Below are 15,134 nucleotides of genomic sequence, written 5' to 3'. Positions count from 1 at the left end.
ATAAAAAACTACAGAGGAAACTGCATCCTTATCTCTCAAGAAAAATTACCATTAAATGCTCTCTATCTTCTTTAAAGATACGTCGATAGACGTTTTCGCTATGTAAGTATACCGAACAATTGCAGCGCCATATAGAGAGCCAGCAGCCAAATGATCAAGGCCGAGACGGTATTCAGCACCGCAATGCTCCGGCCCGTCGTATCTACTCTGCCCAGCGTCCGACCTGCCAATGCCAAACCTAGAAACCACAGCCACGAAACGATTGCCGCAGTCAATGCGAATATCCATTTGGTCATACCTTCGTAAGCAAGTGAGCTCGTCCCGATTACGCCAATGGTATCCAATATCGCATGCGGATTCAGAAGGGAAACCGACGCTGCATAAAGTACCTGCTTGCGGGCAGACAGCGGAGCGGATTGTCCGCCTCCTCCGCCTTTGGATCTCCAAATACTGAATCCCATGTAGAGCAGAAACAGAACCCCCACGGCGTATATCGTCGTTTCGAGCCAAGCAAACTTCAAAATAACGAGTGAAACTCCCCCTACTGCCGCGAAGATCAACAGTGTATCGCATACCGATGCTGTTAGAACAGCAGGTAATGCACGAATAAAGCGCGAGTTTACCGCTCCCTGATTAAAAATGAATACATTTTGCACACCTAGCGGCAGAATCAGCCCGAAAGCCAGCAGCACCGCATGGAGAATCGCTTCGATCAATTGCTCTCTCCCCTTTTAACGATCATTCTCTAATGATCCTCATTCAACTTCCCACTGACAAGCGGTCTCATAATCCTCAGGCTGGTTCATATTAAACAGCCCCCTCGCGGCGTCTATCCCCGTCAGCCGGGCCAGTTCCTCTACCGGAATGTAAAGAACGTTCAAATCGCTTAACCAATCCATCATGCGCAGCTCATTCCGGCGCAAGCGATCTTCCAAACTTGTGCAGACATCAAGGTGGTAAACGGCAAGGAGCGGCTGCGGCTTCCCATCCATAACAGGAACAACGGCATCCCGTGGAGCAACATCATCGTGACGGGCCATTGTTCTGACCCGTATTCCTGACTCTGGTGTCAAGGGATCTTCAGCGGCTATCCGCAAAAGCACCTGTATAATATCAGCGGTAACAAATGGCATATCACAAGCCGCTACGGCATTCCAGGCCGAGCGGGAAGCAGATAAACAAGCGTGAAGTCCCGCCATAGGCCCTTTTCCGGTAAATATATCTCTTACAGACCGCAGTCCCAGAAAGCCATACGGTTTCGGATCATTCAGGGAAAGAAGCACCTCATCGCATACTTCGCCAAGGCTTAGAGCTGTCCTTTCTATAGATGCCACCCCACCTACAGGCAGCATCGCTTTATCGCACCCCATCCTCCGGGAAGCCCCGCCGGCCAATACGATTCCCGTCGTGCCCGGAACAGCCGCAAATGCCCGTTTGTTCTGGAGTTTTTCCATCCCTACTCTCCCCCAATAGCTGTAATGTAAGAAATTCCCCTCATATATTACACTTGTATTACATTAGTAAAAAATGGGTAAAAACATAGAAGTTGGTTTGTATCCCTTTTCAATGCGTGATACATTGAGAGAGGATAATCGGCTGTTTAAGCTATTTCTCTGTAATGCACTCGGTTTGAAAGGAATGACACCCACTTGCGGGATATGAACTACGATCAATCATCATTAAAGTCACTGAAACTCTTTAACTTTTTCATTTATGGAACCATGGTTATATTCACCGGGTTCTTTCAACTATATCTGCAAGATATCGGAATGGACAAAGTGGAAATCGGTAGCCTGATGGCTATTGCCCCTTTCGTCTCCGTGTTTGCCAACCCATTTTGGGGGTATTGGGGCGACCGGGCCGATAATATCAAACGTGTCCTTATTTTCATGATGACGGGAACTTTGCTGCTTGTCCAGTTTGTTTTTCAAGCGAACACATACACCATGATTTATACGTCGATGATTTTCTTTTATTTCTTCCAGACACCCATGTTCTCGCAGACAAACTCGCTTATTCTTGGATACATTGAAGGTACTCGTCACAAGTTCGGTTCGTTCCGGATGTGGGGCTCGCTTGGCTGGGCACTGACAGCCGTTGTGGCTGGACCTGTGATCGAACGGTTAGGATCAGGACGGATTTCAATTGTATTTTCCATTATGCTGGTCATAGCCGCCGTGTTCATGCTGTCCCTTCCGAATATCCAGAAGGCGACCGCCTCTGCCACAGTAAGTGTCCGTGGACTCAGCAAGCTGTTTTTGAATCCGTATTTCGTCTGGTTCATTCTGCTGGGCATTGTTGTCTCTATTCCGAATACGATGAACAATACATTTATGTCCCTGTACATTCTGGATCTCGGAGGCACCAAACAGACGGTAGGATTAGCGATTTTTTTCGCCTCCATATTCGAGGTAGTCGTCTTCCTGCTCTGTGACCGTTACTTGAAACGCAAGATCAACGTAATGATTGCCTGTCTAACCGTTGTAAGCCTGCTCTTCTCGCTGCGCTGGCTGCTGATGGCTGAGGCCACTACTCCACTGGAAGTTGCCTTTATTCAGGTCCTGCACTGCATCACCTTCGGCGGTTATTTCTATGTTGGGACCCAGCTGACCATGCTATTTGTCCCTAGGTCGTACCGCGCCTCAGGGCAAGCGATTTACACCCTTTCCTGGAGCGGGATTTCTGGTGTGATCGGCGGCATCGCCGGCGGCTGGCTGTTTCAAAATTTCGGTGCCCAGACCATGTACCAGATCGGCATGATGCTGGCGTTGGTAGGTGCAATCGGTTTTGGATGGATGTGGTATATACTGCGCAAGCAAGAATACCATCTGACGTCTGCCAATGAAGCTGATGAGGATATTGAGGAAGAGACGCTACCCGGTGAATAAAATGAACAGAACATAGGACAAGGCCCGGAAGCTTGCCCCAATGGGGAGCTTTCGGGCCTTGCTAATTCAACCACATCATACATCAGCTGTTTAGGATTTCGGCAGCTGGAAAGAGCTTTTCAGGGATACAACCCGATTAAATACCGGACGGCCTGGCTCAGAATACTTAGAGTCTACATTAAAGTAACCATGACGGAAGAACTGGAATTTATCCTGCGGCTTGGCATCCTTCATGTTCCGCTCCACAAAGCCGTTTACAATCTGCAGGGAGTTCGGGTTCACGTAGTCAAGGAACGTCTTTTCGGCAGTCTCGACAGCTTCCTCTGAGAGATTGATATCTCCTGCCACCTCTTGCTCCAATTCCTCCTCCAGCTCCTCATCCTTGATGAGCGGCTCATACAGGCGGAATTCAGCAGGGACAGCCTGGGTAGCTTCTACCCAGTGGATCGTGCCCTTTACCTTGCGGCCCGTAAATCCGGTTCCACTCTTCGTCTCCGGATCGTATGTGCAATGAATCTCAATGACTTTACCATTCTCGTCCTTAATGAACTCATTACATTTAATGAAGTAGGCATGCTTCAGGCGAACCTCATTGCCCGGAAATAAGCGGAAGTATTTGTTCGGCGGATTCTCCATAAAGTCTTCCTGTTCAATATATATCTCACGGGAGAATGGAATTTGACGTACACCCATCTCCGGGTTTTCGGTGTTGTTCTCTGCCTCAAGCCATTCCACCTGTCCTTCCGGATAGTTGGTGATCACGACTTTAAGCGGGTCAAGCACAGCCATCGTGCGCGGTGCCTTCAGCTTGAGATCCTCACGGATAAAATGCTCCAGAACTTGACGGTCTATTTGGCCATATGCTTTGGAAATCCCTGTCTCGTACACAAAATTGCGGATCGCATCCGGTGTATATCCGAGACGGCGAAGACCGGAAATCGTCGGCATGCGCGGATCGTCCCAGCCATCCACATACTTCTCGTCAACAAGCTGCTTAAGTTTACGCTTGCTCGTTACCGTCTGAGCCACATTCAAACGGCCGAATTCATACTGGTGCGGAGTGCTTGGCATTTCGCATTCAGCGATAATCCAATCATAGAACGGACGCTGATCCTCGAATTCTAGCGAACAAAGAGAGTGCGTTACACCCTCAATCGCATCCTCAAGCGGGTGTGCAAAAGCATACATCGGGTAAATGCACCATTTGTCCCCGGTATTGTGATGGTGCGCATGCGAGATACGGTAAATAACCGGATCGCGGAGGTTGATGTTCGGTGAGGACATATCGATTTTGGCACGGAGAACACGTTCTCCGTTGGAGAACTCTCCGGCACGCATCCGTTCAAACAAGTCCAGATTCTCTTCCACACTGCGGTCACGATATGGACTGTTCTGTCCTGGCTCGGTCAACGTGCCGCGGTTCGCGCGGATTTCCTCTGCAGACTGATCATCCACATATGCCTTTCCTTTTTTGATCAGCAAAACAGCACGGCTATACATCTCTTCAAAATAATCCGAAGCAAATCGCAGCTGTTCCCAGTCGTAGCCGAGCCACTTCACATCTTCCTTGATGGAATTGACATATTCTACATCTTCCTTGACCGGATTCGTATCATCAAAACGAAGATTCGTTTTACCGCCGAACTCGTCCGCCAACGTGAAATTGATCCAGATCGCCTTCGCATGGCCGATATGAAGGTAGCCATTCGGTTCCGGCGGGAAGCGGGTAACAATTTCTTTCACTTTGCCGGATTTAAGGTCTTCGGTAATGACGTTTTTTATAAAGTTGGAGGGTGTTACTGGTTGGTTCTCCACGTTAATCAACCTTTCATCCTGTTTATTCTCTCTATTCCTGTATAAACGTGTTTCTCTTAAATATACCCCTTACGCCCCGATTGTTCAAGGAATCTGCAGGGATTAAAGCGTCTTGATAGCAGACGGGCCGTAATCCTGTTCCGAAAGACAGTTGAGCGGAAAAGAACATGTATGCCAATCGACAAAAACAGCTTTGACTAGGGCTTTTTAATAAGGTAGCATGGAAGAAAATAGCGAAAAGGAGGTCCGTTCAACCGATGAAACCGATGAAATTTCCAAAAGAGCAGCGCGAGCTAATCATCGAGCAGATTCAGGAATATTTTGAAAAAGAGCGCGGAGAATCGCTCGGGCATCTGGCAGCGGACAACATGCTGGAGTTTTTTATGTCCCGAATCAGTCCATACATATACAACCATGCCCTGGAAGACTGCAGACAGTTGGTCACCCAGCGGATGGTCTCCTTGGAGGAGGATATCTACGCCCTCGAACAACAGGTGAAGCCTTCGCGCTGAGCTAAAGCTTACCCTTCAAGTGCGTGATCAAAAAGTCGGGTTTTCAGCACCGAGAAGGTTGTGAGAACCTGAAGAAGGAGGAGCGGAGTGTAGGCAAAACCTACATGAGCACCGGACTTCGAAGGTGAACACAAGATTCGATGTCGAATCCGCTTCTTGAATTGCTTCGTGATCAAAAGACGACTTTTTGAACTACCTCTTCAATCAACATTCTTAGAGATAAAGGAGTTGTATCATGTTTACCTATGCCTTGGATGATCATGTGGAACTGCGGCCGCTTGTACCTGAGCATGCACGCGCCCTCTTTGAACTTACAGATCGGTCACGTGACCGTCTGCGCCAATGGCTTCCATGGGTGGATTCCGTTACGGAAGTGGACCATAGCGCCAACTATATCAAGGGAGCCATGAAGCAGGCTGCGGATAATGGCGGATTCTCCGCCGGCATTTGGGTACGTGAAGAGCTGACAGGAACGATATCGTTTCACGAGATCGATTGGCACAACCGGTCGGTCGGCATCGGCTATTGGCTGGATAAGCAGTTTCAAGGACAAGGTCTTATGACAAGCGCCTGCCGGGCTTTAACCGATCATGCCCTAATGCGCATGGGTCTGAACCGCGTGGAAATCCGCTGTGCTACGACCAATCGCCGTAGCCGAGCTATTCCGGAACGGCTCGGATTCGTCCTGGAAGGCATTATCCGTGAGGCGGAAAAGCTTCCACAGGGATTTGTCAATCATGCGGTGTACGGCATGATTCAAAGCGAATGGAAACGGATGAGATAACAAAGTGCTTATATATGCTAAAAAAAGGATTTCATCTGCAATTGCCCGCAATCATCATGAATTCTAATGAACTTGTTGACCGAAACCGTCCTTCTTCCGCGATCCAGCCGAGGGACGGTTTTTTCACTTTTTATTATCAACTTAAAGTGAACGTACCACTGCTATTGCAGCTTTTCGATCCAACCTTCAAACTTGTGACGTACTTTTTCGGCCAATGCCTCAATTTCCACCATCCGCCGCAGTCCCGTTTCATCCTGTCTTCCGTTCGTTAGCAGTTTTAGAACCTCAAGAACGGTTACTTGTGCGGGATGGGATTCCAACTGCACAAGCTGCGAATCCGCGGACACATGCCCCTCTTCCAGTACCCGCAAATAAAACCCGCTGTAGCCCGTTGCCAGAACCTGAGCAGGCATATCCTTTACTCCGTGCTTCTGAGAGAGCTTGAAGCAAGGATAGCGCGGCTGGCTCACCTGCACAACTGCATCTCCAACCTTAAACACATCCCCGATACAGACGGCATCTTCCAGCAAGCCTCTTACCGTCAGGTTTTCACCGAATGATGAATGTTCCATCTTCTTCCCCAAAACTTCCTCCCAGTAGGCATAGTGTTCAAAAGGATACACACACACCGCCTTATCCGGACCTCCGTGATTCACAAGATCAGCCTGTCCGTCTCCGGCAAAATTAGCAGAACCCAAATACAGCGGCCCTTGGACCGGCTGCTTGTAGATGCCTGTCGACAAGGCTTTGCCGAGGTAATCAACGGTTACAGGCTTGCCCACATTCAAGGACACAATGCCAATGCCTGCTGTCATAGAATAATCCCTCCGTCTTTTCTTTTGATTAACTATAGTGCAGACACAAAGGCATTGTCTAGCCACAATGGAGGAAGAGAACAGACCGGTATTCAGCAGCAACCGTCCCTTAGTGACAGTGCATGATCGATGCATAGGAAAAAGCCCGGAAATATGCCGGGCAATTCTCAGAAATATTATATGAAGTAACTCATTAATATATCGTCCACGTAACGTCCATCCACGAAGAACTCCTGAACCAATCGGCCCTCTTCCTGAAATCCGCACGCTTTGTAAAAGGCGATCGCGCCCGGGTTGCAGGAAAGCACCCGCAGTCTGAGCTTAGTCTTGCCCTCCAGCCGGGCCATATCCTGGACTGCTTGTATAAGCCGGCGCCCAATCCCGCTTCGCTGATACGAAGGATGTATGGCAATATTCAGCTCGTACACATGGCTGTTACTCTCAAGCCCGGTCGGTGCACAGAATCCGACATATCCACATACGTCATCACCGTTGACAGCCACGAGCTGGGATCCAGGCGGACAGTGCAGCAAGTAGTTATCCCTTGAGGTCCAGTGCAGCGGCTCGGGTGCCGTATTCCTGTCCCATACCAGATCGTCCAGCTCCATAAGATGAGCCGCGTCCTTCATTTCGGAGAATCGGATCGTCACGGTTTGTAGACTGATACTCATCGTCTCATCCCTCCGTTTCGATAACAATCCTCCTTATTATATCAGCTAGCTTCAACTACATAATGAAATATTTATTTTTGAGGCACCCCGCAGTAAATTTCCACGATGCAACCACTTCCGCTGTCTCCAGCCAGCCGCTTGAAGTCGTCTCTTGAAATGCGTACGCCTCCTGTACGGTAACGGTTCTGAAGCGTATCGGTATGCACATCTTGTCCGTTAATCGTAACGCGGGACGGTTCCACACCATCCACATGATAGCTGAACGTTACTGGAGCTCCAGCATATTGGAACTGGAACTGCAGACCATGCAGTGATTGAGGCAGAACCGGATCAATAACCAAATCCCCTCCCGCTTCACGGATACCAAGGGCATTCGAGATCAGCTGGTTCATGTAGATCCCTGGGCCGCTGGAGTAAATTCTCCATCCCCCTTTAACAGGAACACGACCGCTCCGCAGTTCACCAAAAGACTCTTGAGCTTCATAACGGGTATTAAACTTCCCGTCCGAGCTGCTGAAGTAAGCATTGCTCTGACGCAGCTCCGCATTTGGCACAACCTCGGTAATACCGATCGGGTTAATGAGCTCAAGCCCGCTCCATACCTCACTGCTCTTGCCGAGCTTTGCCATCGCCTCAACAAAACGGATGTGTGCATGAACGTATTGCAGACCGACTTCCCGGCCGAAATTCGCTGCCTGTTCCGCCCGCTTAAAGTGTGTGCTGACGCCGCCTGCATACACGGCAGGACGATTCATCAGCCTTACCCCATCCGGGCAGAACAGTTGTTCACGGATGATCTCATAATGGCTCTCCGCCTGCTCAGGCGTTAACAGCTCACTAATCATGCTGCGCGTCATTGGCAGCAGACGGTACTGGATTCCCGTCTCCTGGTCTGTCGGATGAAGCAGTAACTTGCTCTGCTCCAGACTTTCCATATATACAAAACCAGGAATGACTTCCGACTTGAGTATATAACGATTGAAATCACGCTGTATTCCTTCCGTCAGGCCTCGCACATGCTGGGCCATTGCCGGGTCGGCATTCTCCATGACACGAGAGAACTGATTCAAGGTCTGGTATGTCAAAGCTACAGTCCAACTGCTGACCATGTACTGTTTCAGCTGGGCATTGGCTGGCTGAAGCGTGTCGTCCCAGTCTCCGTCCCCATAAGAGGACAGATGTGTATCATGAAGGAAATGATTTTGAATGTATGCAAGTTGCTTCTTCACATGCTCAAGTACGGTATACCGTTCCTCCGTGAAATCGAAGCTATGTTTTCTAGTATAAGGAACGGCCTGCTCCAGAACGCTGTAATCATTAGTAACTGCCAAATAATCGCCGAGCACCTTCAGCGGCCATACGATGATGTCTCCGTGACTCTCTTCCTGCTGAATAGCGGCGTATTTGTCAAACATGAACCACTGCGGCCAGTTGCCGTCATCTTCATATTGGTGGGAATACACCTCAAACAGAATATCCCGTACCTGTTCGTATTTATGAGTAGCCATAAAATATTCCACAGGTCCCTGGCACACATCACGTGTTCCCCAAGCCGCGCCGCCGTATTGCTCCAGACCGTGCGGAACGGAGTAATGAACGAACATATTGTGGGTATACCACCAGGCCAGAGCATTCACCTTGAACAAGCTGTCATCATGACCATCCTTAAAGCTCAGGTTGAATCCATTCATTACGGAAGTGTAGAACGCGCGATAGCTTGTTATTTCTTCTTCGGCTTGACGTACCTGCAAAGGAGCCACATCTTTATCAAGGCTGCCCTGAATAGTCATTGTCCAGTCGGCGCTTTCGCTGAGCTGTAATACGCTTAAGGAAGCACTGCCCGGTACGACGTTGCTTGCCAGACGGGTCTCGTCTGTAACATGCATATCGGCTCCCGTCACCTGAAGGCGGTAATGAAGATCCGGGTACACTGATGCGCTGAGCGAAGTATGATCTGCTCGGAACGTAAGCATATCGTCTTCCTGGACCATATGATAAGGAACCTCATATTCATTGACATGCATCGTCATCTGATGGGTCACCAGATAACGATAAGCTCTTCCGCTTTCGGAACGGACTTGCAATGTCACCTCCGGTGCTGCCGCAGCCGTAAAGTTCGTAATAATCAGCATGTCATCTTCCGTCTTATAGTACCACCGCACATAGTTAAAGCCGATCTCGAACAGAGATGGCATACTCAGCAGACGATATTTCCCATCGATCTCGATGTAGATCCGCTGTCCGGACGTTTTGGGTACGTTAAGCGCGTTCCGGGCGTTGCTCATCATTTTGTTGAAATTGGTGTTGCCGATAACCAGCTGGGAGTTAAACAAGCCGTACATATATGAAGTTGTCGTTATCGCAGAGCTGCCGAGTGACACGTTATTGCCGCTCATCAGGATATGACCGTGCGGGCGTTCAACGCGAAGCTCTTTTTCCTTCAAGACGATATGTTCATAGGTATCCGTGAAAAATGAAAGCAATTCCTCCCCAACCCACTCCTCTTGTCGGCGTACAGGGAACAAGACCTTCAGCTCATCTTCCGTCATAGGCAATGTACGCAGGTGATCTCCCAAGATTGATGAATGCTCCACACGCGGGAGCTTCTCCCCAGCCTCTGTGATACGCTGTGATTCAACCTGCCATACGGCCTGAAGCTCATCCTGGAATTCCAGAGATGTGACAGCATCCGGGTGATTGTCTTTATACATCCCGTAAAATACGAACCGGGCCGAGCCATCAAGCTTCACGCACGGTGACTGCAGAGCGGTATAAGCGAATTCATATTGATACACTTCATTCGCTAAGCTTTCCTTGTACAGAGCTTCTGGTGTATTCGTCTCTTTGTAAGAAAGACCGAAAAACTGAAAGCCATCTGTTGCATAACCGATCGCCTGAGTAAGCGAGCCTTGCTGGAGGTATGGGAATACACCGCCCTGCGGCTGATTTTGACGGGAACAGATGACGTATCCGTTCTTTTCCTGTTCAAACACGGCATGGTCGATATACTGGGACAAATATGCCTCATTGGTCCGAACTACGCCCGGATGTGCGATCCCGATATCCTGCCCATACATAAGGTCGACCTGAATCCCTTCCCCTTGAAGCTCAACATCCCAGAACCATATACCGCTGTCCGTTGGGGTGAACAAAACCTTGTAAGTAACACCACTAGCGTTTCCTTCCCACATCATCCGGTTATCCAGACGAGTGACAAGGCTTTTCGAATGCACACCCAGAAGCGGTACGGCCTCAATGCCGTTCGGGGTATGAATTCTTAAAAATAAATTGCTTACGGCACCGTCAATCGGATTCGTGAGCAGCTGGTTAATCATCATGTTGCCGTAAGTCGCTTGATAAAGATCACCACTTGGCAAAAACGAAAACGTCAATTTTCCGGCCTGGAGAACTACTTTTGAATCTCTCTTTTCAATCTTGGCTGTCATCGTTTCACTTCCTATTCTGTAAAAATACATACCTTTATTTCTATTTCCGTAGTTTAAACTGTCGTGTCTCTGTGTCCTCGCTGTTCCTTCCAACCATGATACAGAACTGTCCTGCATCACTTTCGAAGGATAGATCGGAATGGTGATATCGAAGCTGTTCTTCCGTCAGAGTAAAGGTAACGTCCTGTTGTTCACCCGGCTGCAGTAGCAACTTGCGGAAAGCCTTCAACTCCTTGAGTGGTCTTACAACCTCACCTGACATATCACGGATGTACAGTTGTACCACCTCTTCACCAGCCATATCTCCGGCGTTCGTAACAGAGACTGTAATTTCAAGAGGCTGATCGGGTGACATTTCCTCAGCCGACAACTTCATTTTCCCGTAACTAAAATCCGTATAGCTGAGTCCGAATCCAAACGGCAGCAGCGGCTCATTCGGGATGTCCAAATACTGTGATACATAGCGTTCCTGCGCGTCTGGTGCGTCTTTCGGACGTCCGGTGTTAAAGTGGTTATAATACACCGGCACCTGTCCAACCGAATAAGGGAAAGACATGCTGAGACGGCCAGACGGATTCACTTCTCCTGTCAAAAGTTCAGCTACAGCCGCTCCGCCTTCACTTCCCGGATACCAAGCTTCCAGTACCGCATCCGCCTTATCCAGCACACCGTGCAGGTCCAGTGGTCGGCCATTGAACAGGACGACAACCATCGGCTTCTGCAGCGGTTTGAGACGCTTAATCAGCTCAAGCTGTGGTTCCGGCAGCGTAATGAATGCCCGGCTGCCCGCTTCTCCACTCATCTCGGAATCCTCACCCAGCGCAAGCACGATAACATCGGCTTCCTTGGCGGCCTTCAACGCCTCCTCCAGCTGCTGCTCGGTCATAGAGCTCACTCCGCAGCCTTCGGCTGTTATGAGCCTTCCTGAAGACAGTTTGGACCGAAGTCCTTGTTCCACTGTCACCGCGTCTTCTTTCGAGCCCGTCCATGACCATGGGCCCAGAATATCTCCGCTTGCAGCAAAAGGACCAATCAGCGCGACACGCTGCTCAGGCTGCAGCGGCAGAACCGAGTTATTTTTCAGCAGAACACAGGATTTGGCTGCAGCCTCACGTGCCGCATGGCGATGCTCATCGCAGAATACGAGCTCCCGCTCCGCTTCGGGATCTGCCCCTCTCATCGGACGCTCAAACAGCCCCAATCGCTTTTTCAAGGACAGGATACGCAGTACGGCTTCATCAATGAGACTCTCATCCACCCGTCCTTCACTTACAAGCTCCGGCAAATGGTGAATATAACAAGATGTCATCATTTCAATGTCCACACCCGCCTGAATCGCCTTTAGTGCTGCCTCTGCCTCGTCTTCGGCTACCCCGTGGGGGATCAGCTCTTTCACCGCTCCCCAATCAGAGATCAGCACACCGTCAAAGCCCCATTCGCTGCGCAGCAAGTCACGCATCAATCGTTTATTGCCTGTAGCCGGAACCCCGTGCACTGTATTAAAGGCTGTCATCACCATCTCGCAGCCCTCATCCAGCGCTGCCTTGTAAGCAGGCAAGTAATACTCCCGCAGCTGCCGTTCCGACATGTCCACCGTATTGTAATCACGACCGCCTTCGCCTGCTCCGTAAGCGGCAAAATGCTTCACGCAAGCCGCAAGTCGGTGAACATCACCGCTGAGGTCATTCCCCTGAAATCCCCGCACAAAAGCTCGGGCAAATTCGCTGTTCAAATACGGATCTTCACCGGTGGATTCCATCACACGTCCCCAGCGGGGATCACGTACCAAGTCAACCATCGGCGCAAACGTTACATGAAGACCGGATACCGAAGCTTCAAGGGCAGCAATTTCTGCACTCCGCTCTGCCAGCCCGGGGTCCCAAGAGCACCCCATGGCCAACGGCACCGGAAAGATGGTCTTAAAACCGTGAACGATATCCGCCATGATCAGTAGCGGGATACCCAGCCTGTTGTTACGCAGATGGGCTTCCTGAACGGCTATGACCTTTTTTGCGCCCGCCAAACCGAGCACTGAGCCGCTATTTCGCACGACTTCATCCGTTATGCCGAGCGATTCCATCGGTCCTGTAATCTGCCCGGATTCTTCAGCTCCTTCAAAAAAAGGAACAGCCAGCTGCATAAGCTGTGCAATTTTCTCCTCCAGCGTCATCCGCTCCACAAGAGAAAACAGTTGTTGATCTGCCATTCCCCATCCTCCTTTTGTCCTTGTCGGACACTGCAATGTAATATTCGAAACGTTTTGATAAAATACCTTTAACTCCGAAAAAAACCAAAATTGTATTGATTTAAAAGCATTTTACCTCTTAAAACACCTATCAATAATCCGGTTAAGAAGGGGCCAATAACGCCTCCTTAATCGAAACGTTTCACAAAATAGAGACGCAAAAAATCAGGGCAGGGGCAGCCAATCCAGCACACGCTGGATTTTATAGTCCCAGTATCCCCATTCATGTTCACCCGGTTCTTCCTCATAAGTCACTTCGATCCCCAGGTTCTCCGCATATTGACGGAAGGTTTGATTGTCTTGATACAAAAAATCTTCCGTTCCGCAGCACTGATACAACCTTGGTTTATTCCCTTCGTGTGCCGCGAATTTCTCGGCCAAGAATAACAGATCGTTCCGGCTACCTTTCAACCTGTCCACATTACCAAAGAGCGCGCGGATTTCAGACTCCTGAAAGGCCGGTCCAGCAGCACGACTGGCAAGATCGAGCCCACCTGACAGACTTGCGCCAGCTGCAAAACGCTCCGGATAACTCATAGCCAGCTTGAACGCACCATACCCGCCCATCGAGATTCCTGCCACATAGGTGTCTTCTCTTCGGTCCGATATCGGAAAAAACGACTTAACAAGCTGAGGAAGCTCCTCGCTAAGAAACGTAAAGTATGGCAATCCGTTAGCCATATCCATATAATAGCTTCGTCCCACACCTGGCATAACCAATGCGATGCCCTTACTCTCAGCATACCGCTCAATAGACGAATTCCGCATCCACTCTGTGTGATCAGCTCCCCGGCCGTGCAGTAAGTATAGCACCGGCAGCTTGGAAGAATGGCTGGATGGATCTAAGCCTGACTGCGGTAAAAATACATGAATACTCGTGGAAAGTCCAAGCGTCTCTGCAAAAAAATCACATGTTATCCATGCCATACTTCTTCACCTCCCTGTCGGTACTTCATCCATCAGAACTTTATTTTTTGCCTACGGATTCGCGCTCCATCATTTCGGTTGTCAGCATGTACTCCTTGTTCACTTCTTCACCACCCAGGATCTGAAAGAGCAAGTGTGCAGCAAGTGAACCCGCCTCACTCTTTGGCTGACGAATCGTCGTTAACGGCGGATTCACATACTCGGCAATTTGAATGTCGTCAAATCCGATGACGGATACATCTCCCGGCACGGATATCCCACTTTCCTCAAATGCCTTCAGTCCCCCGATCGCCATCTCGTCATTACCGTAAAACACCGCTGACGGAAGCGATCCCTGCATAATCATCATTTTAGTGGCATTATAGCCACCCTCGCGTACGAAATTGCCGCTAAGCCGCCATTTCGACTGCTCCTCTAAACCCGCCTCCGACAGCGCCCGCAAATATCCCTGATAGCGAAGCTGGCTGTCGTACGAGTCATTCGGACCGCTTATATAAGCAATACTTCTATGACCGGCGTCAATCAGGTGGCGGGTAGCGGTATAACCGCCCTGCACACCGTCTACAAGAACATTGACCAAATATTCGCTGGATATTTCCCGATCCATCACAACAATCGGAAATCGGGGCCCGGCGGTTTCAATCAATACTTCATCACGAATGTTAGGCGCGAGTACGATTGCGCCGTCTGCCCGCTTCTCCCGCAAAAATTTGACTGCCGTGGAATCTCTACCGCCAATAGAACTGCAAGCAATCAGATCATAACCGTTGGCCAGCGCCACTTCCTGCACGCTGCGGATTAGCTCTGAGTAATACGGTCCGGAAAGATCGGTCAAAATGAGGGCGATTGTCTTTGTGCGGCTACGCTTCAAATCCATGGCAAAACCGTTCTTACGATAATTCAGCTGCCTTGCCGCCTCCAGCACCTTTGACCTTGTCTTGGCACTCACCCTGCTATCGCCGCTTAACGCATACGAAGCAGTCGACAATGCAACCCCAGCAAGCTTCGCCACATCCTTTATCGTTGCCATT

Annotated in this window: 12 protein-coding genes; 3 read left to right on the top strand and 9 right to left on the bottom strand. The window is 49.7% G+C overall.

What is annotated here, in order from left to right:
• Window positions 1-98 precede the first annotated feature (98 nt).
• Complete coding sequence (locus B9N86_RS01340) at window positions 99-716, bottom strand: LysE/ArgO family amino acid transporter (protein WP_208917428.1); 618 nt, start codon at window positions 714-716, stop codon at window positions 99-101.
• A gap of 39 nt (window positions 717-755) precedes the next feature.
• On the bottom strand, window positions 756-1,454 hold the full coding sequence (gene mobA / locus B9N86_RS01335) for a molybdenum cofactor guanylyltransferase (protein WP_208917427.1): 699 nt from the start codon (window positions 1,452-1,454) through the stop codon (window positions 756-758).
• Between the two features lie 195 nt (window positions 1,455-1,649).
• Between mobA and B9N86_RS01330 the strand changes: the two genes are divergently transcribed.
• Window positions 1,650-2,888, top strand: coding sequence for an MFS transporter (locus B9N86_RS01330; protein ID WP_425298566.1), 1,239 nt, complete (start codon window positions 1,650-1,652; stop codon window positions 2,886-2,888).
• 90 nt (window positions 2,889-2,978) lie between these two features.
• On the opposite strand, the gene B9N86_RS01325 is transcribed toward B9N86_RS01330, so the two are convergent.
• A complete protein-coding gene (locus tag B9N86_RS01325) occupies window positions 2,979-4,712 on the bottom strand; it encodes a glutamine--tRNA ligase/YqeY domain fusion protein (RefSeq protein ID WP_208917425.1) in 1,734 nt (577 codons plus the stop codon).
• A gap of 248 nt (window positions 4,713-4,960) precedes the next feature.
• Between B9N86_RS01325 and B9N86_RS01320 the strand changes: the two genes are divergently transcribed.
• The gene (locus tag B9N86_RS01320) at window positions 4,961-5,215 is read left to right on the top strand and encodes a DUF2164 domain-containing protein (RefSeq protein WP_208917424.1); all 255 of its coding nucleotides are present in this window, start codon (window positions 4,961-4,963) and stop codon (window positions 5,213-5,215) included.
• A 235-nt stretch (window positions 5,216-5,450) separates the two neighbouring features.
• Window positions 5,451-5,999 carry a GNAT family N-acetyltransferase gene (locus B9N86_RS01315; protein ID WP_208917423.1) on the top strand — a complete coding sequence of 183 codons (549 nt, stop codon included), beginning with the start codon at window positions 5,451-5,453 and terminating at the stop codon, window positions 5,997-5,999.
• Window positions 6,000-6,160: 161 nt separating this feature from the next.
• Here B9N86_RS01315 and B9N86_RS01310 read toward each other — a convergent pair whose 3' ends face one another.
• The 6 genes from B9N86_RS01310 to B9N86_RS01285 form a co-directional block, all read right to left on the bottom strand.
• Window positions 6,161-6,814, bottom strand: a complete 654-nt coding sequence (locus B9N86_RS01310) for an MOSC domain-containing protein (protein ID WP_208917422.1) — start codon at window positions 6,812-6,814, stop codon at window positions 6,161-6,163.
• A 176-nt stretch (window positions 6,815-6,990) separates the two neighbouring features.
• Window positions 6,991-7,485 carry a GNAT family N-acetyltransferase gene (locus B9N86_RS01305; RefSeq protein WP_208917421.1) on the bottom strand — a complete coding sequence of 165 codons (495 nt, stop codon included), beginning with the start codon at window positions 7,483-7,485 and terminating at the stop codon, window positions 6,991-6,993.
• Between the two features lie 71 nt (window positions 7,486-7,556).
• Window positions 7,557-10,931 (bottom strand): GH36-type glycosyl hydrolase domain-containing protein, encoded by a 3,375-nt coding sequence (locus B9N86_RS01300; protein WP_208917420.1) that lies wholly within the window; start codon window positions 10,929-10,931, stop codon window positions 7,557-7,559.
• 40 nt (window positions 10,932-10,971) lie between these two features.
• The gene (gene bglX / locus B9N86_RS01295) at window positions 10,972-13,137 is read right to left on the bottom strand and encodes a beta-glucosidase BglX (protein WP_208917419.1); all 2,166 of its coding nucleotides are present in this window, start codon (window positions 13,135-13,137) and stop codon (window positions 10,972-10,974) included.
• Between the two features lie 204 nt (window positions 13,138-13,341).
• Window positions 13,342-14,103 carry an alpha/beta hydrolase gene (locus B9N86_RS01290; protein ID WP_208917418.1) on the bottom strand — a complete coding sequence of 254 codons (762 nt, stop codon included), beginning with the start codon at window positions 14,101-14,103 and terminating at the stop codon, window positions 13,342-13,344.
• Between the two features lie 40 nt (window positions 14,104-14,143).
• Window positions 14,144-15,133, bottom strand: a complete 990-nt coding sequence (locus B9N86_RS01285) for a LacI family DNA-binding transcriptional regulator (RefSeq protein ID WP_208917417.1) — start codon at window positions 15,131-15,133, stop codon at window positions 14,144-14,146.
• Window position 15,134: the final 1 nt, after the last annotated feature.

This window comes from Paenibacillus uliginis N3/975 (genome assembly GCF_900177425.1).
GTDB lineage: Bacteria > Bacillota > Bacilli > Paenibacillales > Paenibacillaceae > Paenibacillus_AQ > Paenibacillus_AQ uliginis.
This window is presented reverse-complemented; position numbering and strand designations above follow the sequence as displayed.

Excerpts from the sequence above, each read along its gene's own strand:
- mobA (WP_208917427.1), bottom strand. The coding sequence starts at position 1,454 with ATGGAAAAACTCCAGAACAAACGGGCATTTGCGGCTGTTCCGGGCACG.
- B9N86_RS01320 (WP_208917424.1), top strand. The coding sequence starts at position 4,961 with ATGAAACCGATGAAATTTCCAAAAGAGCAGCGCGAGCTAATCATCGAG.
- B9N86_RS01315 (WP_208917423.1), top strand. The coding sequence starts at position 5,451 with ATGTTTACCTATGCCTTGGATGATCATGTGGAACTGCGGCCGCTTGTA.
- B9N86_RS01310 (WP_208917422.1), bottom strand. The coding sequence starts at position 6,814 with ATGACAGCAGGCATTGGCATTGTGTCCTTGAATGTGGGCAAGCCTGTA.
- B9N86_RS01305 (WP_208917421.1), bottom strand. The coding sequence starts at position 7,485 with ATGAGTATCAGTCTACAAACCGTGACGATCCGATTCTCCGAAATGAAG.
- B9N86_RS01300 (WP_208917420.1), bottom strand. The coding sequence starts at position 10,931 with ATGACAGCCAAGATTGAAAAGAGAGATTCAAAAGTAGTTCTCCAGGCC.
- bglX (WP_208917419.1), bottom strand. The coding sequence starts at position 13,137 with ATGGCAGATCAACAACTGTTTTCTCTTGTGGAGCGGATGACGCTGGAG.
- B9N86_RS01290 (WP_208917418.1), bottom strand. The coding sequence starts at position 14,103 with ATGGCATGGATAACATGTGATTTTTTTGCAGAGACGCTTGGACTTTCC.
- B9N86_RS01285 (WP_208917417.1), bottom strand. The coding sequence starts at position 15,133 with ATGGCAACGATAAAGGATGTGGCGAAGCTTGCTGGGGTTGCATTGTCG.